This window comes from Mordavella massiliensis (genome assembly GCF_016901695.1).
GTDB classification, from domain to species: domain Bacteria; phylum Bacillota; class Clostridia; order Lachnospirales; family Lachnospiraceae; genus Claveliimonas; species Claveliimonas massiliensis_A.
On sequence record NZ_JACJKS010000003.1, the window covers coordinates 1 to 23,032 of the forward strand.

The window sequence follows — 23,032 nt, forward strand, 5'->3', positions numbered from 1 at the left end:
CTAAAAATCAGGAGAATGTCCACAAACAAAAGGATTTTCTCCTGATTTTTCCATAAACGGAGCGAGGGCGCCGCTCAATCATCTAACTTGATGATTTTGCGACACCCTCCTTTTCCTGTGTGATCATCGGCCAACAAGGACAATGACAGACCGCGCTCCGATGAGCAAACTGTCCTCTGCCAGCATGGGGAGGGGAGCCTCAAAGAGGATATGCTCCTCGTCTCCGGTGTTGACCGCGATGTGCCAGTGGAGGCCGCCGGGGAGGTGGGGCAGGGTCAGGCTGTGGGCCTCCCAGTGTACGTTGATGCCCAGGTAGATGATATCGTCCCGGGCCTGTACTGCATCGTAACCGGCGAAGAGGATGCCTGCCACACCCTCCCCATCGTCCCGCGGCGCCTGCCAGGGCTCGCCGGAGTGAAAGCTGATGTCCGGAAGCGAGTACCGGCAGCTCTGGGAAGAGCCCCGCAGGACAGGGTGTTCCCTGCGGAAGTGGATCATGTACTGGAAGAACCGGAAGATGTCCTGATGCTCTTCCAGAAGGGTCCAGTCCAGCCAGGAGATCTCGTTGTCCTGGCAGTAGGGGTTGTTGTTCCCGAACTGGGTGTTGCAGAACTCGTCTCCTGCAAAGAACATGGGAGTACCCCGGCTGCACAGGAGGACGGCGCAGGCGTTGCGTATCATCCTCATGCGAAGGGAGAGGACATCCGGGTCATCGGTCTCGCCCTCCACACCGCAGTTCCAGCTGCGGTTGTCACATGCCCCGTCTGTATTTTCCCAGCCGTTGGCCTCGTTGTGCTTCTCGTTGTAGGAGTACAGGTCATAGAGGGTGAAGCCGTCATGACAGGTGAGGAAATTGACGGAGGCGTGGGTGCCCCGGATCTTCGGGTCGTAGATGTCCGGTGAGCCGCTGATCCGCTGCAGGGCGGCGCTGGTGTGGGAGATGCCGCCCTTCAGGAAATCCCGCATGTCGTCCCGGTAACGCCCGTTCCACTCGCTCCAGCGGCTGAAGGACGGAAAGTTTCCCACCTGGTAGAGTCCTCCGGCGTCCCAGGCCTCAGCGATCAGCTTTGTGTTCCCGAGGAGGGGATCGAATGCCAGGCTTTTGAGCAGGGGCGGATGCTCCATGGGGGAGCCGTCCTCGTTGCGCCCCAGGATGGAGGCCAGGTCGAAGCGGAAGCCATCGATGCGGTAGGAGGTCACCCAGTAGCGCAGACAGGTGAGTATCATCTGCTGTACAACCGGGTGGTTGCAGTTCATCGTATTGCCGCAGCCGCTGAAGTTGTAGTAGCAGCCTTCCGGAGTGAGCAGATAGTACACATTGTTGTCAAAGCCCTTGAATGAGAAAATGGGTCCGTTTTCGTTGCCCTCCGCCGTATGGTTGAAGACCACGTCCAGGATGATCTCAATGCCGTTGTCGTGGAGCTCCTTTACCAGCTCTTTCAGCTCCAGCCCCTCCCGGTTGTACTCCACGTCAGCGGCGTAGCTGGTGTTGGGGGCAAAAAAGCTGACCGTACTGTAGCCCCAGTAGTTGAGGAGCTCCCTCCCGTTGTGAGTGCGCTTGTCCATGAGCTCGTCGAACTCAAAGACAGGCATCAGCTCCACCGCATTGACGCCCAGGGCCTTCAGATAGGGGATCTTTTCTTTTAGGCCCAGGAAGGTGCCGGGGGCGGACACATCCTTTGCCATCTTGGTGAAGCCTCTGACATGGAGCTCATAGATGACCAGGTCCTCGATGGGAGTACAGAGCTGGGGAGCCACGCCCCAGTAGAAATTATTTTTGACGACCCTTGCGCGGTACCCCTTTTCCAGGACCTTTTTGCCCCAGGTGCTCTGCCCGGTGATGGCTTTGGCGTAAGGATCAATGAGAATGTTCTTTTTGCTGAAGAGAAGGCCTTTCTCCGGGTCCCAGGGGCCGTCCAGGCGGAAAGCGTACTCGAATTCTTCCACATCCAGGCCAAACACGATCATAGAGAAAACGTTTCCTATCTTATAGCTGTCGGGAATGGGGAGGACCGCATAGGGCTCCTCCGACTCCCGGTGATAGAGAAGGATCTCACAGGACGTGGCATTCTGGGAATGGACAGTAAAGCTGACTCCTCCTGGGATGGCCCAGGCGCCAAAATACTCGTAAAGGCCGGGACGGACGGGAAAGCCGTTGATAGTGGCAAGAGGTTTCATGTGAGATGGCAATGTTTCTTGGATCATAGCTGCCTCCTTTGTCTGATGGGGAGAATAGACGGGTTACTGCAGATGCTGGTAAAAAAAGACGGCCAGCTGCGTTCGGTCTCTGAGAGAGAGCTTTTCCAGCAGAACACTCAGGTAATTGCGCACGGTCCCCTCCCCCAGGAACATGCGGGAGGCAATCTCACGGTTGCTGAGCCCTTCCGCCACCAGACTGATGAGCTGATACTCCCTGTCTGTGAGACCGTACTCCTCACGCGGAAAAGCTTTCTCTTTCTGGAGAAGCCCCGGGATGCGGGACATGATCTCCGTGCCGAACACGGTCTGGCCTGTCTGCACGGCCCGCAGGGCGGGCAGGATACTGCTGTAGTCGGCTTTCAGGAGATATCCTTTGACCCCGCAGCGGAGGGCCTGGATGATGTACTCGTCGTCTGAAAATGTGGTGAGAAGGAGGATGCGGGCTCCCGGATCCTCCGCGAGGACAGCCTTTGAGGCCTCCAGGCCGCTCATTCCCTCCATTCGGATATCCATGAGGAGCACGTCCGGCCGCAGGGACCTGTAGAGGGGAAGGGCCTCCCGGCCGTCGCTCCCTGTCCCTGTGACCGTGACATGCGGGTCTGCCTCCAGTATGGTCTTCAGCGCTGTTGTCACGAGCGCATCGTCGTCGATGATCACTATATTCATATAGATTTCCTTTCTGTTATGTCTTTTGCCGTTGCCTTTGGGACAGAGGCGTGGATGGAAAATCCCTGCTCTGTGTTAAACTGGATGACGCCGCCCAGGCAGCGGATCCGCTCCTTCATATTTGAGAGCCCCATGCCGTCCGTGAGAGACAGAGGGGCGGAGGTGCCGTTGTCCTGGATGCACAGTCGGTAGAAGCCGGGGTGCTCCCGGAAGGAGACGGTGACCCTGGAGGCGTCGCTGTGACGTATCACATTGCTCAGGGCCTCCTTGCAGATCATGATCACGCTGTACTTCACCTCCCTCGGGATGGGCAGCCCTGCCTCGTAGGAGAGGGAGGCGCTGCAGAACTGAAAATCCCGGATCAGGTCCTCCATCGCCTCCTTCAGGCTGACAGAGTCATCCCGCAGGTCGTGGACGCTGCGCCGGATGCTTGTCATGGCGGTGTGGAGGGTGTCCTCCAGCTCCTCCAGCGGTCTGTCCAGAGCCCTGTCCTGGCTTACCGTGCGGATAGCCCCTGTCATGAGGATGGAGCGGGAGAGCATATGTCCCACATTGTCGTGGATTTCCCTGGAGATCCGGTTCCGCTCTTTCAGTGTCGCGGTGAACATCTGGTAGTCCTGGTTTTCCAACAGGGCTCTGTTTTTTTCTTCCAGGAGAAGATTTCTCTCCATGCCTGTGTCTCTGGCCGCATGGACCTCTTTTTCCAGGCGCAGCCCCTCCTGCGTCCGCCTGGCAAGGAGCAGGGCGGCCAGGCAGAAGCACAAAAGAAAAGCGGCGGGCCTGGGGCTGGCAGCGGGGACGTGGAAGGCTGCGGGCAGGAGGCACAGGGCAAAGAGAAGGGGGCTTTTGCAGGTGCAGACGGTGTACAGCACAGGGGGCAGGAAGATAAGCTGCCAGGGCGTAAGGAGAGCGGAAATAGTCCAGCAGAGAAAGGCGGGGATATATACGGATTTCCGCGGAAAGAGGAGGACGGCGGAAAGGCAGATCAGGGTTACCAGGAAGCCGGTGACGGCCTGGGGCAGGTCCTGACAGAAGAGGGTCAGGGACAGGGAACAGACAAACAGGAGAAGGCAGTCGCTCAGTCGTTTCATCAGAGGCCTCCTTTCTTTTTGATGGATAAAAAATGACAATTGTCATTCGGTCTGCTGACAGGTGACACTATCATTATAGGACGGAAACTTTTATACTACAAGTGAAATCAAAAATGAGAGAGGGAGGTCAGTATGGAGGAGAAAACCATTGTCAGTATACACAATCTGGTGAAGAGATACGGGGATGTGCTGGCTCTTGACCATCTGGATCTGGAAATAAAGAGAGGGGAGATATACGGCCTTTTGGGGCCAAACGGGTCGGGGAAGACCACGGCCATCAACTGCCTGCTGGCTCTCCTTGGATATGACAAGGGGAGCATCCGGGTCTTCGGAGAAAAGATGGAGCCGGACAGCTATGAGAGCAAGAGGAGGATCGGCGTGGTCATGCAGAATGTGGCCGTCTTCGAGGAGCTGACCGTGCGGGAGAACATCGACTATTTCTGCAGCCTGTATGTGAAGGACAAAAAGCGGCGCAGGCAGCTTGTGGAGGAGGCGGTCCGCTTTACCGGGCTGGAGGACCATCTGAAAAAATATCCCAAAAAGCTCTCCGGGGGACTTCTGCGCAGGCTGAACATCGCCTGCGGCATCGCGCACCGGCCGGAGCTGATCCTCATGGATGAGCCCACGGTGGCGGTAGACCCCCAGAGCCGCAATCACATCCTGGAGGGGATAAGAAAGCTCAATGAGCAGGGCTCCACCATCATCTACACCTCCCATTACATGGAGGAGGTGGAGAAGATCTGCACCAGGATATCCATCATGGACCGGGGCCGCATTCTGGCCACAGGCACAAAGGAGGAGCTGAAGGCCATGATCGGCACCGGGGAGACCATCACGGTGGAGACAGGCGGAATGACAGGGGAGCAGGTGGAGGAGGTCAGGCTGCTCCCGGGCGTGGTGTCGGCAGACTGCCAGGAGGGAGTCCTGCGGGTGCAGTGCACCCAGGGGGCGGGCAACCTGACAGGGCTTCTGCACAGGCTGGAGGAGGCGGACATTCCCTTCGGAAGGGTCTGGTCCCAGCCACCCACGCTGAACGATGTGTTCCTGGAGATCACGGGAAAGAGGCTCAGGGACAGAAAGGAAGAGGAGGAGGGATAAAATGGGAACCTATCTGAAATACAGATTTCTCACCCTTGTGCGGGAGAAGTCCTTTATGTTCTGGGCCCTTGCCTTTCCGCTGATCCTGGCAGTCCTCTTCTACGTGTCCTTCGGCAACCCGGCAGGGGATGGCATGGGAGAGAAGATGCAGTCCGTGCCGGCCGGCGTGGTGGTCACGGAGGAAAACCCTCCTTTCTCTGCCTTCCTTGAAGCCCTGGACGGGGACGTGATAGAAATAAAAGAGTATGAAGACAGCCAGGAGGCTTTCGCTGCGCTGCGGGAAGGAGATGTGACAGGCGTCTTCACCGTAAAGGAAGAGCCGGAGCTGACAGTGGACGGCTCCGGGCTTGCACAGAGCATCCTTGGGGAACTCATGGAGGGGTACGAGCAGCAGGCGTATCTCCTTGCCCGGGCAGCCAAAGACCACCCGGAGGGAGTGGAACGAGCCGCTGCGGCCGCACTGGAAGCGTCCGAGGAGAGCGGGGTGCGGGAGGTGAGCCTTGGAGGAAGGACCACCAATACAGGGGTGCAGTATTTCTTTGCCCTCATCGCCTTCTCCTGCCTGTCCGGCGCCTATCTTGGCATCAAGACGTGCTGCGACGGGCAGGCCAACCTGTCTGCCCTGGGAGCCCGCCGGAGCGTCTCTCCCATGCACAAGCTGAAGGGGATCCTGGCGGATTTTGCCGTGCTGATCCTTCTCCACTATGCAAATGTGCTGGTGCTGACCGGATTTATATGGCTTGTGCTGGGAGTGGACCTTGGCAGCAGCCCGGGATGGGTCCTTCTTGTGGACCTTGCGGGGACCCTGATCGGGGTGGGCATTGGCATCCTGACAGGGAGCATCAGCCGTTTTTCCTTCTCCATCAAGATGGGGCTTTGTGTCTGTGCGACCCTGTTTCCCTCCTTCCTGGCAGGGCTTATGTTCGGGAACATGAAATATGTCATAGAGACCCGCTGCCCGGTCCTTGACCGGATCAACCCTGCGGCAGTGCTGAGCGACGCCTTCTACTGCCTGGCGGTGTACGAGGACTATGACAGACTGCTGGAGGATATGGCGATCCTGGGAGGCATGAGCATCCTCTGCATCCTCCTGGCCTTCGCCGCAGTGAGGAGGGAACAGTATGACAGTATTTAGAGGATTTATCAAGCTGGCGCTCCGTCAGCTCCACATGCTGCTCCTGTATGTGGCTGTCTTTGTGACTATAGCTGTTATTGTCCAGCTCTCCCTGAGAGAGGAGGGAACGGATACCTTTGAGATGACCTCTCTGCCTGTGGCCGTGGAGGACCGGGACGGGGGAGCGGCGGCAGAGGGGCTGAAGGAATACCTGGGACAGATCCACCGTGTGACGGAGTGGGAGGGGGACCTGACGGGTCTGCAGGAAAAAATGTTTTACAGGGACATCTACTATTTGGTGAGGATACCGGAGAACTTTGAGGCTGCCTGCCTTGCGGGGCAGGAGAAGCTGGAGGTGACCAAAATCCCGGGGACGACCAGCGCTTACTATGTGGACAGCCAGATCAGCGCCTGGCTTCGGGAGATGAAGGCCATGCTGGCAGCGGGATACGGGACCCAGGAGGCCTGCGCCCTTGTGCTGCAGGCCCAGAGCGGGGCCGGCTCTGTCCGGATGCTGGACGAGAGCGGGTACGGGGGAGAGCCGGCGCCCCACGCCTTTCTCTTTCAGTATCTGCCCTACATGGTCCTCTCTATCCTGTGCTACGGGGCGGCCTTTATCATGATCGCCTTCAGGAAGGAGGAGGTGAGGCGAAGGCTCCTTGTATCCCCTGTGCCCAGGCTGCGTCAGAACCTGGGGCTGATGGCCGGATATCTGGTCCTGGGGGAGGCTGTGTGGGTGATCTCCCTGATCCTGCCGGTCACCCTCTACAGAGGTGACTTCCTGTCAGACGGAAATCTTCCCTATTATATGGCAAATGTGACCGCCCTGGTCCTGGTCAGCCTCTCCATCGCCTATGTGATCGGCATGCTGGTGAAAAACGCGGACATAGTGAACGGTGTGGTCAATGTGGTGACCCTGGGCATGTGCTTCCTCTGCGGTGTCTTCGTGTCTATGGATGTCCTGGCCGAGGGGGTGAGGCGGGCGGCAGCGTTCCTGCCTGTGTACTGGTACGAGACTGTGAACGGGATCCTGTCGGACCACGCCTCCCTCACGGCCGGCCAGAGGGCGGAGGTGCTGCAGGGACTGGGGCTCCAGCTTCTCTTTGCGGCGGCCATCTTCGGCGTGGGGATGGCAGTGAGCAGATACCGGGAGACCGATTGAATTTGAGACCTCCTTATGTTACAATCTTTAGAGTACGATTGCAGCGTAAGGAGGTCTTTTTTATGAAAAATTTTGTGCAGTACGCACCCACGGAGATCGTATTTGGAAAGGATGCGGAGAAGGAAGCCGGGCGGCTTGCCAGGAAGTGGGGCGGGGATAAGGTCCTCATCGTCTACGGCGGCGGAAGCGTGGTAAGGAGCGGCCTTCTGGACAAGGTGAAGGAGGAGCTGACAGCCGAGGGCGTGGCCTATGAGGAGCTGGGCGGCGTCAGGCCCAATCCCCGCCTCGGTCTGGTGAGAGAGGGCGTGAAGAAGGCGGCGGACTTTGGCGCGGACCTGATCCTGGCTCTGGGAGGCGGAAGCGTCATCGACACAGCCAAGGCTGTGGCCATCGGTGCCGCGGATCCTTCTGTGGACGTGTGGAGTTACTGGGCTGGGGAGAGACAGGTGCAGGCGGCCCTGCCGGTGGGAGCAGTCCTCACCATCTCGGCGGCAGGCAGCGAGACAAGTGACTCCGCTGTCATCACCAACGAGGAGACCGGCAAGAAGGCGGGAGTCAACACGGATTTTAACAGACCGAAGTTTGCCATCATGAACCCGGAGCTTACATACACCCTGCCGAAATACCAGCTCACCTGCGGTATCGTGGATATCATGATGCACACGCTGGAGCGGTATTTCACGCCTGTGAACGGCAATATGCTCACCGATGAGATCGCAGAGGGACTCTTAAGGACCATGATCACCTGTGGGAAAAAGGCATATGAAGACCAGACAGACTACGATGCCATGAGCGAGATCATGTGGTGCGGCAGCATTTCCCACAACAATCTGACCGGACTTGGGCGTCCCAAGGATTTCCTCTGCCACAAGCTGGGACATGAGATAGGGGGCATGTTCGATGTGGCTCACGGGGCTACCCTGTCCGCTATCTGGGGAAGCTGGGCCAGGTATGTGTACAGGATCGATCCGGCCAGATTTGCCCGGTATGGAGAGAAAGTATGGGGCATTGTTGAGGATGATGAGGAGAAGGCGGCCCTGGCGGCTATTGAGGCGACAGAAGATTTCTTTCGGTCTCTCCATATGCCCGTCTGCATCGGGGAGCTGGAGATAGGCGTGCAGTCGGACGAGGTGCTGCGGAAGCTGGCGGACAGCGCCACAAATGGGGATACCATCCTGCTGGGCTCATTCAAGAAGATAAATGCGGAGGACGCCTACCAGATTTACAGGGCGGCAAACCATGACTGAGAAAGATACGAGAGGTGAAACGGTATGATTTTTTTAGGAAAAGAAGAAGTTGAGAAGCTGGTGGACCCAAATGAGATCATGGACCAGATTGAGGAGGCTTACCGGATCTTCGGGGCGGATGCCTACTATATGCCGCCCCGCCCGGTGATCGAGCACGAGAACAAGACGCTCATCTACATGCCATGCTTCACGGAAGACATCATCGGCACCAAGATGCTGACCATCTTCCCGGAGAACGCAAAGCTGGGGCTTCCCTCCCTGGACGGGCTTGTGATCCTGAACGACAGGACAACAGGCGCGCCGTTGGCCATCATGGATGGCCAGGCTGTGACGGCATGGAGGACAGGGGCTGTAGGCGGCGTGGGGATCCGCCATCTGTCCAGAAAGGATGCCCGCACAGTAGGTATTGTAGGCGCTGGAGCACAGGGCTTCCACCAGGCTGTGTACGCCTGCGCGGCCAGGAACATTGAGACCGTCTACATCTGGAACCACAGCAACCGTGATCTGACGGATTTCATGGCAAGACTGAAGAAGACTATTGCGGATCCGGCGGTGGAAGTAGTACAATGTAAGACAGTGGAAGAACTGGTGAAGGCCAGCGATATCATCTGCACCGCCACCCCGTCGGAGGAGCCGGTACTTCCCAATGACAGGGAGCTGCTGGAAGGAAAATGCATCATCGCCATTGGGTCCTATACTCCGCAGATGCGGGAGATACCGGATGTGATCTGGGATCTGGTGGACAACGTGTACATCGAGCTTCCCTATGCCTGTGAGGAGAGCGGCGATCTGAGCCAGCCGCTTGCCGAGGGAAGACTCACCATGGACAGAGTGGTTCTTATGGATAAGTTCCTGGCATCCGGGGCTGACGAAGATGAGATCGCAAAGAAAACCACATATTTTAAATCTGTGGGCATGGGTCTTTTTGACGTGTGTGTGGCACAGAAATTACTGGAGAAAGCAAAGGAGAGATAAGAAATGAAATTAGTAGCGACAGAGAAAGCACCAAAAGCACTTGGACCGTATTCACAGGGATACATTTACAACGGCGTGTTCTACGCGGCAGGACAGATCGCCATCAACCCGGAAACAGACGCAGTTGAGGCAGATACCATCGAGGGACAGACAGAGCAGGTGTGCAAGAACATCGGCGAGCTCCTGGCGGCAGCAGGCACAACCTACGACAAAGTCATCAAGACAACCTGCTTCCTGGCAGACATGGGAGACTTTGGTGCGTTTAACGAGGTGTATGCAAAATATTTCACATCCAAACCAGCCAGAAGCTGTGTGGCTGTAAAGACACTTCCAAAGAATGTGCTGTGTGAGATCGAAGTCATCGCGGCAGTGGAAGAGTAAGAACAAAAGCCCTGGAAGGCAGAAGAGTAAGAAAAGAGGTAGAGTGAAAAATGGCAGAGCAGCAAAACGGGTGCTCCCCCTCCGACTGTGCGGGGTGCGCCCATGCAGACTCCTGCGGCAGCAAGCCCCAGGATATGAGGGAACCGGCGAACCCGTTTTCTCATGTGAATAAAGTGATCGCCGTGGTCAGCGGAAAAGGCGGCGTGGGCAAGTCCATGGTGACGGCCTCCCTGGCAAGGATCATGCGGGAGCAGGGATTTTCTGTGGGGATCCTGGATGCGGATATTACAGGGCCGTCCATCCCGAAGATGTATGGTATACACGAGACGGCAAAGGGGAGCGACGAGGGAATCTTCCCCAGCGTGGCAAAGGACGGCACGAAGGTCATGTCCGTCAACCTGCTCCTGGAGCATGAGTCTGACCCGGTGATCTGGAGAGGTCCCATCATCGCGGGAGTGGTGAAGCAGTTCTGGACCGATGTTATGTGGGGGGAGCTGGATTACCTTTTCGTGGACATGCCCCCCGGAACCGGGGACGTGCCTCTCACGGTGTTCCAGTCCCTGCCGGTGGACGGTATCGTCATTGTCACATCTCCCCAGGATCTGGTACAGATGATCGTGGACAAGGCCTGCAACATGGCCAGGCAGATGAACATCCCGGTGCTGGGCATTGTGGAAAATTACAGTTATCTCGTATGCCCGGACTGCGGGAAGAAGATCTCCGTGTTCGGCGAGAGCCACATCGAGGAGACAGCCCGGGAGCTGGGCGTGCCGGTCCTCGGGAAAATGCCTATTGATCCGAAGCTGGCGGAGTCCGTGGAAGAAGAACGGTTCTACGAGGCGGACAACCAGTACCTGGCGGACGTGGTGAATAAGTTATAGCATAAATGTGTAAATGGGGACGTAACCCTTTTTAAAAGGGTTACGTCCCCATTTACGTTTGTTGGTGTGTAATTTTGTATCATCCCCTGCGGAAAAATGAACAAACTGGTGTGAAATTGTGTATCACATAAAATAAATAATGGCAGTAAGAGAGGACCGAAAGAAAAGGACAGTCATATTTATCGCCTCTTGACATATAGAACATATGTTTGTATACTGAAATAAGAACATATGTTCTACGTTATTAAGAGGAGATGTATGATCATGGAACTCCAGCAGTCTATGTCCATAGCTGATAAACTGAAAATACTGACTGACGCGGCCAAATATGACGTGGCCTGCACGTCCAGCGGGACCCAGCGCACCAATGACGGCACTGGCATAGGGAGCTGCGCCCAGGCGGGGATATGCCACAGCTTCTCCGCGGACGGGAGATGTATCTCCCTGCTGAAGATCCTGTTTACAAATGAGTGCATCTATGACTGCAAATACTGCATTAACCGAAGGAGCAACGATGTGCCCAGGGCCTCCTTTACCCCGGATGAGATCTGTACGCTGACGATGGAGTTTTACCGGCGCAATTACATAGAAGGCCTGTTTCTGAGCTCTGGTGTGCTGAAAAGTCCGGATCATACAATGGAGCTTATCTACGCGGCACTCTATAAGCTGCGGACAACGTACCGCTTTCAGGGCTACATCCATGTGAAGGCTATTCCCGGCACCAGTCAGGAGCTGCTGGAGAGGCTGGGATTTCTGGCGGACAGGATGAGCGTCAATCTGGAACTGCCTACAGCAGAGGGACTGCGTCTCCTTGCGCCCCACAAGACAAGAGAGAGGATCCTTGCGCCCATGCGGCTTGTGCAGAACAGAATGGAGGAAAACAGGCAGGAGATCCAGCTGTACCGGAATGCCCAGAGATTTGTGCCCGCCGGGCAGAGCACCCAGATGATCATAGGCGCCACGCCGGAGACGGATTTTCAGATCATCCATGTGGCAGAGGCTCTCTATAAGAAGTTCGGGTTAAAGCGGGTGTTCTATTCTGCTTTTGTACCCGTAAATGAGGACACCTCCCTGCCGGCCAGAACAGGGGAGGGGCCGCCCCTCCTTCGGGAACACCGGCTGTACCAGGCGGATTTCCTGCTCCGGTACTACCAGTTTCAGGCTGGGGAGCTCCTGACGGAGAAAGACCCCAATTTTAGTGTGTTCCTGGACCCGAAATGTAACTGGGCCCTGCGTCATCTGGAGGTTTTTCCAGTGGAGGTAAACACTGCGGGATATGAGCTCCTTCTCCGGGTGCCGGGCATCGGATACAGGTCGGCTGCCAGGATCGTGAAGGCCAGGCGTTACGGGAAGCTGGACTTTGGGGACCTGAAGAAAATGGGTGTGGTCCTCAAGCGGGCGCTGTACTTCCTGACCTGCGGCGGGAAGATGATGTATCCGGTAAAGCTCGAGGAGGATTATATTGCGCGCAACCTTCTGAACGTAAAGGAGAGACTGCCCGAGGGGGCGGATGGCATGACCTACAGACAACTCTCTCTTTTTGACGATGCGAGATTTGGCAGCATGTCGGAAAAAGGAGGCACCATATGAAAACCATTTACATCTGTACAGACAGCGTCACAGGGATTTTTTCTGCCGTGTACGAGGCGTGGAAGGAGCGCCGCCGGGAGGGTGCCAGTGGGATCGCCATCCGGGGCAGTGTGGAGCCGCAGCTGTTCTGTGAGTACAGGGAGATACCGGAAAATGAGAGCAGGGCGGAGGCAGTGGTGAGGATGATCCTCACCAACCTGGGGAGGGACGTCTACCATCATATTTACTATGCGGCCCTCTCCCGGGATGATGAAAAAGGGGAGGCAATCCTTGGGACACTGCTGGCGGCCCGCAAGCTTGGGCAGCCCCGGAATATTATGGAGCATCTGGGGAACCCTGCCGTGGAAAAGGTGTTTGAGCTGAGCCGCAGCGTGGGAAATGAGGCCCATCTTCTGACAGGCTTTGTGCGCTTCCGGGAGCTGGAGAATGGGATACTCTTTGCGGACATCACACCGAAAAACCAGGTGCTTCCCTGTCTGGGGGCTCATTTTCAGGAGCGTTTTCCTCTGGAGAACTGGATGATCCGGGACAAAAACCGCAGTATGTTTGTGGTCCATGAGGCAGGAAAACGGTGGGTCCTTGTACAGGAGGAGGACCCGGAGGGGAGGATGGACGAGCAGCTGCTGCATCTCTCCGGCCAGGAGGAGAAAATGCAGGCGCTGTGGAGGGAGTTCTGTGACACTATTGCCATCAAGGAGAGGTTAAATCCCAAGTGCCAGAGGACTCACCTTCCGCTCCGTTACCGGCCTGATATGACAGAATTTGCAGGATAGTGTGAGGCAGACAATTTTGCAAAATAGTCAGATAATATTTCCGCGCCATACACAATACCCCGCCAGTTGGTTTTATTTCGGACGTAACATTATTGAAAAGTATTACGTCCCCACTTATAATAGACCTATGGAAAAGCAACTGATCAAAATTTCGGTCCGGGCCCTGGTGGAGTTCATCCTCCAGAGCGGGGATCTTGACAATCGAACTGCCTCGGCGGACAAGGAGGCCATGCAGATGGGGGCCCGGCTCCACCGGAAGATCCAGCGGCAGATGGGGAGCATGTACACGCCGGAGGTGTCCATGAAATGCCAGGTGCCCTACGAGAAGTTCATCCTCCAGGTGGAGGGGCGGGCGGACGGCGTCATGGACACGGAGGAGGGGCTGGTCATCGACGAGATCAAGGGGATATTCCGGGATGTGAACGCCTTGGAGGAGCCTGTGCCGGTGCACCTGGCCCAGGCCAAATGCTACGCCTTTATCTACGGGGACCAGCATGAGCAGGAGAAGATGGGCGTGCAGATGACCTACTGTCATCTGGAGACAGAGGAGATACGCCGGTTCCGGCAGGAGTACACCACAGAGGAGCTGAGAGAGTGGTTTTACGGCATCACGGACGCCTACGAAAAGTGGGCTCTCTTCCAGGTGGAGTGGAAGGAGAAGCGGAACGCTTCCATAAAAAAGGTGGAGTTTCCCTACCAGTACCGGGACGGGCAGAAGAAGCTGGCGGCCGCTGTCTACAGGACCATTGAGAGACAGAAAAAGCTGTTCATCCAGGCTCCCACAGGGGTGGGAAAAACTATGGCCACTGTCTTTCCGGCTGTGAAGGCAGTGGGGGAGGGACTGGTGGACAAGCTCTTCTACCTGACCGCCAAGACCATCACCAGGACTGTGGCCCAGCAGGCCTTTGACATACTGAAGCAGCCCGGCCCGGATGGGCCCGCCGCAGTGGGGCCCGCTGCAGTGGAGGAGGGGGATACGGCTCTCCAGTACAAGGTCATCACCCTGACGGCAAAGGAGAAGATATGCTTCTGCGAGAAGCCGGAGTGCAATCCGGACTACTGTCCTTACGCCAAGGGACATTTTGACCGTATCAACGATGCGGTCTATGACATGATCACCACCTCTGACGACATGAGCCGTCAGGCGGTGGAGGAGCAGGCGAAGAAATGGCAGGTGTGCCCCTTCGAGCTGGGTCTGGACCTGTCCCTGTGGGCGGACGCAGTCATCTGCGACTACAACTATGTCTTTGACCCCAACGCGAAGCTGAAGCGGTTTTTCGGCGAGGGGGTGAAGGGGGACTACATCTTCCTCATTGACGAGGCCCACAACCTGGTGGAGCGGGGGCGGGAGATGTTCAGCGCCAGACTCTGCAAGGAGGACGTGATGAAGGTCCGCCGCCTTGTGAAGACGAGGGACGTCCGGCTTGCCCGGCAGCTGGAGGAGTGCAACCGCCAGATGCTGGCCCTGAAGCGGGAGTGCGACGGCTGCCAGGTGCTGGAGAGCGCCGGGGGCATCTACCTGAAGCTTCTGTCTGTCATGGCTGAGATGGAGCGGTATCTGGAGGAGTGCAAGGAGGAGGACGTCCGGGAGGAGGTGTTGAGCCTCTACTTTGAAGTGCGGATGTTTGAGACCATCTATGAAAAGCTGGACGAGAACTACATGATCTATTCCGAAATTGACGGGGAGGGAAAATTCTTTGTCCGCCTGTTCTGTGTCAACCCGGCGGTCAATCTGAACGAAGCTCTGGAAAAAGGGGTGAGCACCATCTTTTTCTCCGCCACCCTCCTTCCCATCCGCTATTACAGACAGCTCCTCAGCACAAAGACGGACGACTACGCGGTCTACGCCCAGTCCACCTTTGCCAGGGAGAACCGGCTCCTTCTCCTTGGAAATGACGTGAGCACCCGGTACACCGCGAGAGGGGAGGCCACCTACCGGAAATACGCCTCCTATCTGCTGGAGATGGTGCAGGGGAAAAAAGGAAACTACATGGCCTTTTTTCCCTCCTACAAGTTCATGGAGGAGGTCTACGACCAGTTCCTCCTCCTGGCCGAAAAGGAGGGGAGCAGCGCCCGGTGCGTGATCCAGGCCCCCTACATGTCGGAGGAGGCAAGAGAGATCTTTCTGGAGGAATTCGAGGAGGAGAGGGAGGAGAGCCTCCTTGGCTTCTGCGTCATGGGGGGCATCTTCTCCGAGGGCATCGACCTGTCCAGAGACCGTCTCATCGGCGCCGCCGTGGTGGGCACCGGCCTGCCCCAGGTGTGCCGGGAGAGAGAGCTCCTTAGGGAGTACTTTGACAAAAAGGGACTCCGGGGCTTTGACTACGCCTACGTCTACCCGGGCATGAACAAGGTCCTCCAGTCCGCGGGCCGGGTCATCCGCACGGAGGAGGACAGAGGCGTGATCCTCCTTCTGGACGACCGCTTCCGGGAGGGCAGATACAAAGAGACCTTCCCGCGGGAGTGGGAAGGTCTGGAAATCTGCAATGTGAAAAACGCCGGCGAAAAGATGCGGGCTTTCTGGGATCAGACCTCCTCGAAGTAGTCGAGGAAGGCGGCCGCAGCCCTGGAGAGGGGGATGCGGGTGCTCCGGACAGCCAGCAGCTCCCTCGGAGGCAGCTCTTCCTCTGTCTGTACGATGAAGAGATTGTCGTCCTCCCGGGGAATGCAGTAGTCCGGAAGAAAGGCGATGCCAAGGCCGATCCTGGCCAGGTCGATGAGCAGGTCGTTGCTGCTAAGCTCCACCTCCGGCACCAGGTCCAGGTGGTGCTGCTGGAACTGGCTGTGGAGAAACTCGCTTGTGGTGCTCTTCTTGTCCAGCATCAGGATGGGGTACTCCAAAAGCTCCGCAAAGGAGAGCCGGCGCCCCTTCAGGTCAGCGAAATCCCGGTTGGCCAGAAAGACGTCCTGGAACAGCTTGATCCGCTTTACAGTGGCGGCGCTCCCCAGGTAGGCGTTGGGGGAGTTGACCACGATAAAGTCCACCTGCCCTGATTTCAGGAGCTCCACGCTCTGGATGGAGGTGGCGTTGGTCACCTTGATGTGGGCCCCGGGAAATGCCTCGTGGAACCGCTTGATGTAGGGCACGAGAAAATACCGGCAGATGGTGTCGCTGGCGCCGATGCGTATCTGTCCCCCGGTGGAGGCGGACTCCATGAGCTGGGCCTCCCCCCGCTGTATCAGGTTCATGGCCGGCTCCACGTGGCGCAGCAGGATCTCTCCCTCCGGCGTCAGCTGGACCCTCTTTGTGCTCCGGATGAAGAGAACCTGGTCCAGCTTTCTCTCCAGCGTCTTGATGGACTGGCTCACCGCTGACTGGGAGATGAAGAGCTGCTTGGAGGCCTCGGAAAAGCTCAGGGTCGAGGCCACATAGTAAAACACCTTATATAATTCATAGTTAATATCCATGATAAGTCCTCCTAATAAAAATCATTTGTATTATAAGGGAAGATCAGGGAAATTACAATCACAAAAATGAGACAACAGAAAGAAGGATTGCTTTATGAAAAAACTGCATCATGTACTGGCCGTGGCAGCTATGCTCCTGCTTGTCCTGGCTCTTCTGCTCACCAGCTTCCAGCTGGCCATATACGGTGACCCGGACTACAGGTTTTACGAGAGGGAATATGCGAAGTACAATGTCACGGAAAGTCTCGATATGGAGATGGAGGACGTCATGGATGTGACGGAGAAAATGATGGATTACCTCATCGGGAGGAGGCCGGAGCTCTCTGTCATCACGGATGTGGACGGACAGACCCAGGATTTCTTTAACGAGCAGGACCGCCTCCACATGGCGGACGTAAAGAACCTGTTCCTGGGCGGGCTGACTCTGCGCTGGGTACTCCTTGCCGCCGCGGCTGTGCTCATCGCCCTGCTCGTACTCCTGAAGGGGGACTGGAGGCGCATCATCCCCAGGGCCTACTTTATCGCCCTTGGCATCTTCCTGGCGGTGACGGTCCTGCTTGGAGCTCTCTTTGCCTCGGATTTTACAAAATATTTTACCATCTTTCACGAAATCTTTTTCACCAACGACCTGTGGCTCTTTGACCCGGCTACAGACTATATGATCCGGATGCTGCCGGAGGGATTTTTCTACGACATGGTGATGCGCATCGGAGGATGTTTCCTCGGCTCCCTTGCGGTCCTTCTGGTCATCTTCTTTGTGTGGCGCCATTTTCTCGGCAAAGGACGCAGGCAGACAAAAAATGAAAAATACAAATAAGAAATACTTATAAAAATATTTAATTTTATTAACTTTACTAATAAGAAACCCCATGTTATGATAAAACCAGCGTATCATAAAATCACATATAAAATGGAGGAAATTTTATGGGCAATGTAAAACGAGTGTATGTGGAGAAAAAACCGGAGTATGCGGTCCAGGCAAAGGACCTCTTCCACGAGATCAGGAGCTATCTGGGCATAAGCGCCCTCACCGGTGTGCGGGTGCTCATCCGCTACGACGTGGAGAACATCTCGGAGGAGACCTTTGAGAAGGCCTGCAGGGGCGTCTTCGCGGAGCCTCCGGTTGATGTTTTGTATAAAGAGGCATTTCCGGCGGCGGAGGGGGCCAGGGTCTTCTCCGTGGAGTTCCTTCCCGGTCAGTTTGACCAGAGGGCGGACTCTGCCGTGCAGTGCGTGCAGTTTATAAAGGAGGACGAGAAGCCGGTCATCCGCACCGCCACCACCTATGTGATAGAGGGAGAGCTGACGGACGAGCAGTTTGAGGCTGTGAAGCACCACTGCATCAACCCTGTGGACTCAAGGGAGACAGGCATGGAGAAGCCGGAGACGCTGGTGACAAAGTTTGACGAGCCGGCCAACATCGTCATCTTCGACGGCTTTAAGGACCTGGAGGAGGAGAAGCTGCGGGAGCTCTACGACTCTCTCGGGCTTGCCATGACCTTCAAGGATTTCCAGCATATCCAGAACTATTTCAGGGGAGAGGAGGACAGGGACCCGTCCATGACGGAGATCCGGGTGCTGGACACCTACTGGTCCGACCACTGCCGCCACACCACCTTCTCCACAGAGCTGAAAGACATTACCTTTGGAGAGGGAGATTACAGAAAGCCCATCGAGGACACCTACTGCCAGTATGCGGCGGACCACAGGGAGATATTCAAGGGCAGGGACGACAAGTTCATCTGTCTGATGGACCTGGCTCTCATGGCCATGCGCAAGCTGAAGAAGGAAGGGAAGCTTGCGGACCAGGAGGAGTCCGACGAGATCAACGCCTGCAGCATCGTCGTGCCGGTGACCGTGGATGGCGTGGAGGAGGAGTGGCTCGTGAACTTCAAGAATGAGACTCACAACCACCCTACAGAGATCGAGCCCTTCGGAGGAGCTGCCACCTGTCTTGGCGGCGCTATCAGAGATCCCCTCTCAGGCCGTACCTACGTGTACCAGGCTATGCGCGTCACGGGAGCGGCGGACCCCACTGTCTCCGTGAAGGACACCATGAAAGGAAAGCTTCCCCAGAAGAAGCTTGTCCGTGAGGCGGCCCACGGCTACAGCTCCTACGGCAACCAGATCGGCCTTGCCACCGGTGCGGTAAAGGAAATCTACCACCCCGGCTACGTGGCCAAGCGAATGGAGATCGGGGCTGTCATGGGAGCGGCTCCCAGACGTGCGGTGATCCGTGAGACCTCCGACCCGGGAGACATCATCATCCTCCTTGGCGGGCGCACCGGCCGTGACGGCTGCGGCGGCGCCACAGGCTCCTCCAAGGTGCACACAGAGGAGTCCATCGAGACCTGCGGCGCGGAGGTGCAGAAGGGAAATCCCCCCACAGAGAGGAAGATCCAGCGCCTCTTCCGCAGGGAGGAGGTGAGCCGTCTCATCAAGAAGTGCAACGACTTTGGCGCAGGCGGCGTGTCCGTGGCCATCGGAGAGCTGGCAGACGGACTCAGGGTGGACCTTGACAAGGTGCCCAAGAAATACGCGGGACTGGACGGGACAGAGATCGCCATCTCCGAGTCCCAGGAGCGCATGGCTGTGGTCCTTGACCCGGCCGATGTGGAGACCTTTATGGGCTACGCCAAAGAGGAGAACCTGGAGGCCGTGCAGGTGGCTGTGGTGACAGAGGAGCCGAGGCTTGTCCTTGTGTGGAGAGGTAAGGAGATCGTGAACATCTCCAGAGCCTTCCTTGACACAAACGGCGCCCACCAGGAGACAAGCGTGGCCGTGGACATCCCGGACCGCGCAGGCAAGGTGCTGACGGATAAAGTGGAAGTGACGGATGTGAAAGCAAAATGGCTGGAGACGCTGGCGGACCTCAATGTCTGCTCCCAGAAGGGCCTGGTGGAGATGTTCGACGGGTCCATCGGTGCCGGCTCCGTGTTCATGCCCCACGGCGGCAAATACCAGATGACAGAGACCCAGGCCATGGTAGCCAAGCTGCCTGTCCTCACAGGGGACTGCGACACCGTGACCATGATGAGCTACGGGTTTGATCCCTATCTGTCAAGCTGGAGCCCCTACCACGGCGCGGTCTACGCTGTGACAGAGTCCGTCGCCAAGATCGTGGCTGCGGGCGGCGACTACCGGAAGATCCGCTTCACCTTCCAGGAGTACTTCCGCCGCATGACGGAGGATCCGCACCGCTGGAGCCAGCCCTTCGCGGCGCTTCTGGGCGCCTACGCGGCCCAGCTCGGCTTCGGCCTTCCCTCCATCGGCGGAAAGGACAGCATGTCCGGCACCTTTGAGGACATCGACGTGCCGCCCACCCTCGTCTCCTTCGCGGTGGACGTGGCAAAGGAGAAGGACATCATCACGCCGGAGCTGAAAAAGGCGGGCAGCAGGCTTGTATGGCTGCGCATCCCGAAAGATGCCTACGATCTGCCGGTCTATGAAAAAGTGATGGAGCAGTACGGAAAATTTGCGGAGGACATCAAAGCCGGCCGGATCCTCTCCGCCTATGTGCCGGACCGCCACGGCGTCATCGCCGCGGTCAGCAGGATGGCATTCGGAAACGGCATGGGCGTGAAGATCGAGCACAGCATGGATCCGCGGGAGCTCTTTGCCCCCGCCTTCGGCGACCTCGTGGCGGAAGTGCCGGACGGCAAAGTGGGCGAGCTGCAGATCAGCTACACGGTGATCGGCGAAGTGACGGATGACCACGCCTTCTCCTACGGCGATACCCGGATCGGCCTTGACGAGGCTGCAAAGGCGTGGACGGGCACGCTGGAGAAAGTGTTCGCCACCCGCTCCGGCGCCCAGGACGGCCCTGCAAGCTGGTTCATCCGGCCTGAGAAGAAAGAGGGCGGAGAGCTTAAGGAAGACGGCTGCTTCCACGCATCCGGCGTGCACATCTGCAGCCATAAGATCGCCCAGCCCACCGTGTTCATCCCGGTCTTCCCCGGCACCAACTGCGAGTACGACAGCGCGAAAGCCTTTGAGAGAGCCGGCGCGAAGGTGATCACCAAGGTGTTCCGGAATCTGGACGCAGCGGATATCGTTGACTCGGTGGACGCCTTTGAGAAGGCCATCAGCCAGGCTCAGATCATCATGTTCCCGGGCGGATTCAGCGCGGGCGACGAGCCGGACGGCTCCGCCAAGTTCTTTGCCACGGCCTTCCAGAACGCCAAGCTGAAAGAGGCGGTGGAGAAGCTTTTGCAGGAGCGGGACGGCCTGGCCCTGGGCATCTGCAACGGCTTCCAGGCCCTCATCAAGCTGGGGCTTGTGCCAAGCGGCAGGATCACGGGACAGACGGAGGATTCGCCGACGCTGACATACAACACCATCGGCCGGCATATTTCCAAGATGGTCTACACAAAGGTTGTGACTGACAAGTCGCCCTGGCTTGCCAAGGCGCAGCTTGGCGGCGTGTATGTGACGCCCGCCTCCCACGGCGAGGGACGGTTCGTCGCTCCCGCGGAGACGATCGCGCAGCTTTTTGCCAACGGGCAGGTGGCCACGAGATACTGCGATCCGGAAGGAAACATCACGAATGACGAGGAGTGGAATGTGAACGGTTCCTACTTTGCCGTCGAGGGCATCACAAGCCCGGACGGCAGGGTGCTCGGAAAGATGGCTCACGTGGAGCGCCGCGGCCGCAGCGTGGCAGTCAACATCTACGGGGAGCAGGATCTGAAGATCTTCGAGTCCGGCGTGGCGTACTTTAGGTAGGCCGGACGTCGTGAAAATGCATTCCTGCCGGACAGATGTTGCAGACTGTATGTAAAAAACTACTAAAAACTGTATAAAATGCAGGAATGAAAGTGTAAAGTTGCAAAAAAATGCAAAAATACAAAAAAAATACTTGTGTTTTGCCCCGGGATATTTTATTCTGTTAAAGAGGCAAAGCGGTCAGAGGGACAGGTGTTTTGCCTGCCCCTCTTCTTGTTACGCATCCGCCGGACTCAGACAGAACGAAGCAAGGAGGAAGAAAAGGATGTCATATGTTGATGAAGTGATTGAAAAAGTTGTTGCGAAGAACCCGGCCGAGCCGGAGTTTCACCAGGCTGTGAAGGAAGTGCTCGAGTCCCTCCGCCCCGTGATCGAGGCAAATGAGGAGAAGTACAGAAAAGAAGCGCTTCTCGAGAGACTTGTAGAGCCTGAGAGACAGTTCAAGTTCCGTGTTCCGTGGGTGGACGACAAGGGACAGGTACAGGTCAACACAGGATACCGCGTGCAGTTCAACAGCGCGATCGGACCCTACAAGGGCGGACTTCGTCTTCATCCGTCTGTAAACCTTGGTATCATCAAATTCCTCGGATTTGAGCAGATCTTCAAGAACTCCCTGACAGGCCTGCCGATCGGCGGCGGCAAGGGCGGTTCTGATTTTGATCCCAAGGGCAAGTCAGACAGGGAAGTGATGGCATTCTGCCAGAGCTTCATGACAGAGCTTTGCAAATATATCGGCGCCGACACAGACGTTCCGGCCGGCGACATCGGAACAGGCGCAAGAGAGATCGGCTACATGTTCGGCCAGTACAAGAGGATCCGCGGCCTGTACGAGGGCGTCCTCACAGGAAAGGGACTCTCCTACGGCGGATCTCTTGCCAGGACAGAGGCGACAGGATACGGCCTTCTGTACCTGACAGAGGAGATGCTGAAGATGAACGGCAAGGATATCGAGGGCAAGACGATCGCTGTATCCGGCTCCGGCAATGTGGCCATCTACGCGACCCAGAAGGCGCAGCAGATGGGCGCGAAGGTCGTGACCATGAGCGACTCCACAGGCTGGGTATACGATGCGGAGGGCATTGACCTGGCGGCTGTAAAAGAGATCAAGGAAGTCAACAGGGGAAGACTCTCCGAGTATAAGAAGTACCGCCCGAACGCCGAGTACCATGAGGGCAGAGGCGTGTGGAGCGTGAAGGTGGATATCGCCCTTCCCTGCGCGACACAGAACGAGCTGCATCTGGAGGATGCGAAGGCGCTCGTGGCAAACGGATGCTTCGCAGTAGCAGAGGGAGCTAACATGCCCACAACACTGGAGGCGACAGAGTACCTGCAGGAGAACGGCGTCCTCTTCGCACCCGGCAAGGCGGCCAACGCAGGCGGCGTAGCCACATCCGCCCTTGAGATGTCCCAGAACAGCGAGCGCCTGAGCTGGACGTTCGAGGAAGTGGACAGCAAGCTGAAGGGCATCATGGTCAACATCTGCCACAACATGGCTGACGCGGCAAAGAGATACGGACACGAGGGCAACTACGTGATCGGAGCCAACATCGCAGGCTTTGAGAAGGTTGTGAACGCCATGGAGGCGCAGGGCATCGTCTAGGAAGATGCGAGATAGAAACAGTAAAAAACGGCGCGGCTGCGCCGTTTTTCTGTTATAATGGAAGCGGCACGAGGGCGGGACCGCAGGAGCAGCCCGGAGCTTCTCTGAAAAAAGGCTCTGAA

17 protein-coding genes are annotated in these 23,032 nt (G+C 57.2%); 13 read left to right on the top strand and 4 right to left on the bottom strand.

Features of this window, described 5'->3' with window-relative positions; translation table 11 throughout:
* Window positions 1-123 precede the first annotated feature (123 nt).
* Genes H6A20_RS02490 through H6A20_RS02500 form a run of 3 tightly spaced genes read right to left on the bottom strand, consistent with a single transcriptional unit; the run spans window position 124 to window position 3,956 of the window.
* Complete coding sequence (locus H6A20_RS02490; RefSeq protein WP_204905591.1) at window positions 124-2,205, bottom strand: glycogen debranching protein; 2,082 nt, start codon at window positions 2,203-2,205, stop codon at window positions 124-126.
* Between the two features lie 36 nt (window positions 2,206-2,241).
* Window positions 2,242-2,865 carry a response regulator gene (locus H6A20_RS02495; RefSeq protein ID WP_204905592.1) on the bottom strand — a complete coding sequence of 208 codons (624 nt, stop codon included), beginning with the start codon at window positions 2,863-2,865 and terminating at the stop codon, window positions 2,242-2,244.
* Complete coding sequence (locus H6A20_RS02500) at window positions 2,862-3,956, bottom strand: sensor histidine kinase (RefSeq protein ID WP_204905593.1); 1,095 nt, start codon at window positions 3,954-3,956, stop codon at window positions 2,862-2,864. Before H6A20_RS02500 ends, H6A20_RS02495 begins: the two co-directional genes overlap by 4 nt.
* A gap of 132 nt (window positions 3,957-4,088) precedes the next feature.
* On the opposite strand from H6A20_RS02500, the gene H6A20_RS02505 reads away from it, so the two are divergent.
* From H6A20_RS02505 to H6A20_RS02550, 10 genes are all read left to right on the top strand, one after another.
* On the top strand, window positions 4,089-5,054 hold the full coding sequence (locus tag H6A20_RS02505) for an ABC transporter ATP-binding protein (RefSeq protein WP_207750357.1): 966 nt from the start codon (window positions 4,089-4,091) through the stop codon (window positions 5,052-5,054).
* Between the two features lies 1 nt (window position 5,055).
* Window positions 5,056-6,189 (top strand): ABC transporter permease, encoded by a 1,134-nt coding sequence (locus H6A20_RS02510; RefSeq protein WP_204905594.1) that lies wholly within the window; start codon window positions 5,056-5,058, stop codon window positions 6,187-6,189.
* The gene (locus H6A20_RS02515; RefSeq protein WP_204905595.1) at window positions 6,176-7,330 is read left to right on the top strand and encodes an ABC transporter permease; all 1,155 of its coding nucleotides are present in this window, start codon (window positions 6,176-6,178) and stop codon (window positions 7,328-7,330) included. The genes H6A20_RS02510 and H6A20_RS02515 overlap by 14 nt, the downstream gene beginning before the upstream one ends.
* 62 nt (window positions 7,331-7,392) lie before the next feature.
* Window positions 7,393-8,577: an iron-containing alcohol dehydrogenase gene (locus tag H6A20_RS02520; protein WP_204905596.1), complete on the top strand. Its 1,185-nt coding sequence runs from the start codon at window positions 7,393-7,395 to the stop codon at window positions 8,575-8,577.
* A gap of 24 nt (window positions 8,578-8,601) precedes the next feature.
* Complete coding sequence (locus H6A20_RS02525) at window positions 8,602-9,552, top strand: ornithine cyclodeaminase family protein (RefSeq protein WP_204905597.1); 951 nt, start codon at window positions 8,602-8,604, stop codon at window positions 9,550-9,552.
* A gap of 3 nt (window positions 9,553-9,555) precedes the next feature.
* A complete protein-coding gene (locus H6A20_RS02530) occupies window positions 9,556-9,933 on the top strand; it encodes a Rid family detoxifying hydrolase (protein WP_204905598.1) in 378 nt (125 codons plus the stop codon).
* Between the two features lie 50 nt (window positions 9,934-9,983).
* Window positions 9,984-10,814 (top strand): Mrp/NBP35 family ATP-binding protein, encoded by an 831-nt coding sequence (locus H6A20_RS02535; RefSeq protein ID WP_076777177.1) that lies wholly within the window; start codon window positions 9,984-9,986, stop codon window positions 10,812-10,814.
* A gap of 264 nt (window positions 10,815-11,078) precedes the next feature.
* Window positions 11,079-12,404, top strand: coding sequence for a putative DNA modification/repair radical SAM protein (locus H6A20_RS02540; protein ID WP_338106558.1), 1,326 nt, complete (start codon window positions 11,079-11,081; stop codon window positions 12,402-12,404).
* On the top strand, window positions 12,401-13,177 hold the full coding sequence (locus H6A20_RS02545; protein WP_204905600.1) for a TIGR03915 family putative DNA repair protein: 777 nt from the start codon (window positions 12,401-12,403) through the stop codon (window positions 13,175-13,177). The genes H6A20_RS02540 and H6A20_RS02545 overlap by 4 nt, the downstream gene beginning before the upstream one ends.
* Before the next feature lie 127 nt (window positions 13,178-13,304).
* The gene (locus H6A20_RS02550) at window positions 13,305-15,722 is read left to right on the top strand and encodes an ATP-dependent DNA helicase (protein WP_204905601.1); all 2,418 of its coding nucleotides are present in this window, start codon (window positions 13,305-13,307) and stop codon (window positions 15,720-15,722) included.
* Here H6A20_RS02550 and H6A20_RS02555 read toward each other — a convergent pair.
* Window positions 15,704-16,585 carry a LysR family transcriptional regulator gene (locus tag H6A20_RS02555; RefSeq protein ID WP_204905602.1) on the bottom strand — a complete coding sequence of 294 codons (882 nt, stop codon included), beginning with the start codon at window positions 16,583-16,585 and terminating at the stop codon, window positions 15,704-15,706. The genes H6A20_RS02550 and H6A20_RS02555 overlap by 19 nt on opposite strands.
* Before the next feature lie 94 nt (window positions 16,586-16,679).
* Here H6A20_RS02555 and H6A20_RS02560 point away from each other — a divergent pair, with 94 nt between their 5' ends.
* The 3 genes from H6A20_RS02560 (at window position 16,680) to gdhA (ending at window position 22,910) form a co-directional block, all read left to right on the top strand.
* On the top strand, window positions 16,680-17,402 hold the full coding sequence (locus H6A20_RS02560; protein ID WP_204905603.1) for a TIGR01906 family membrane protein: 723 nt from the start codon (window positions 16,680-16,682) through the stop codon (window positions 17,400-17,402).
* 107 nt (window positions 17,403-17,509) lie between these two features.
* Window positions 17,510-21,310 (top strand): phosphoribosylformylglycinamidine synthase, encoded by a 3,801-nt coding sequence (locus H6A20_RS02565; RefSeq protein ID WP_204905604.1) that lies wholly within the window; start codon window positions 17,510-17,512, stop codon window positions 21,308-21,310.
* Between the two features lie 265 nt (window positions 21,311-21,575).
* Window positions 21,576-22,910 carry an NADP-specific glutamate dehydrogenase gene (gene gdhA / locus H6A20_RS02570; RefSeq protein WP_204905605.1) on the top strand — a complete coding sequence of 445 codons (1,335 nt, stop codon included), beginning with the start codon at window positions 21,576-21,578 and terminating at the stop codon, window positions 22,908-22,910.
* The last annotated feature ends 122 nt before the right edge of the window (window positions 22,911-23,032 follow it).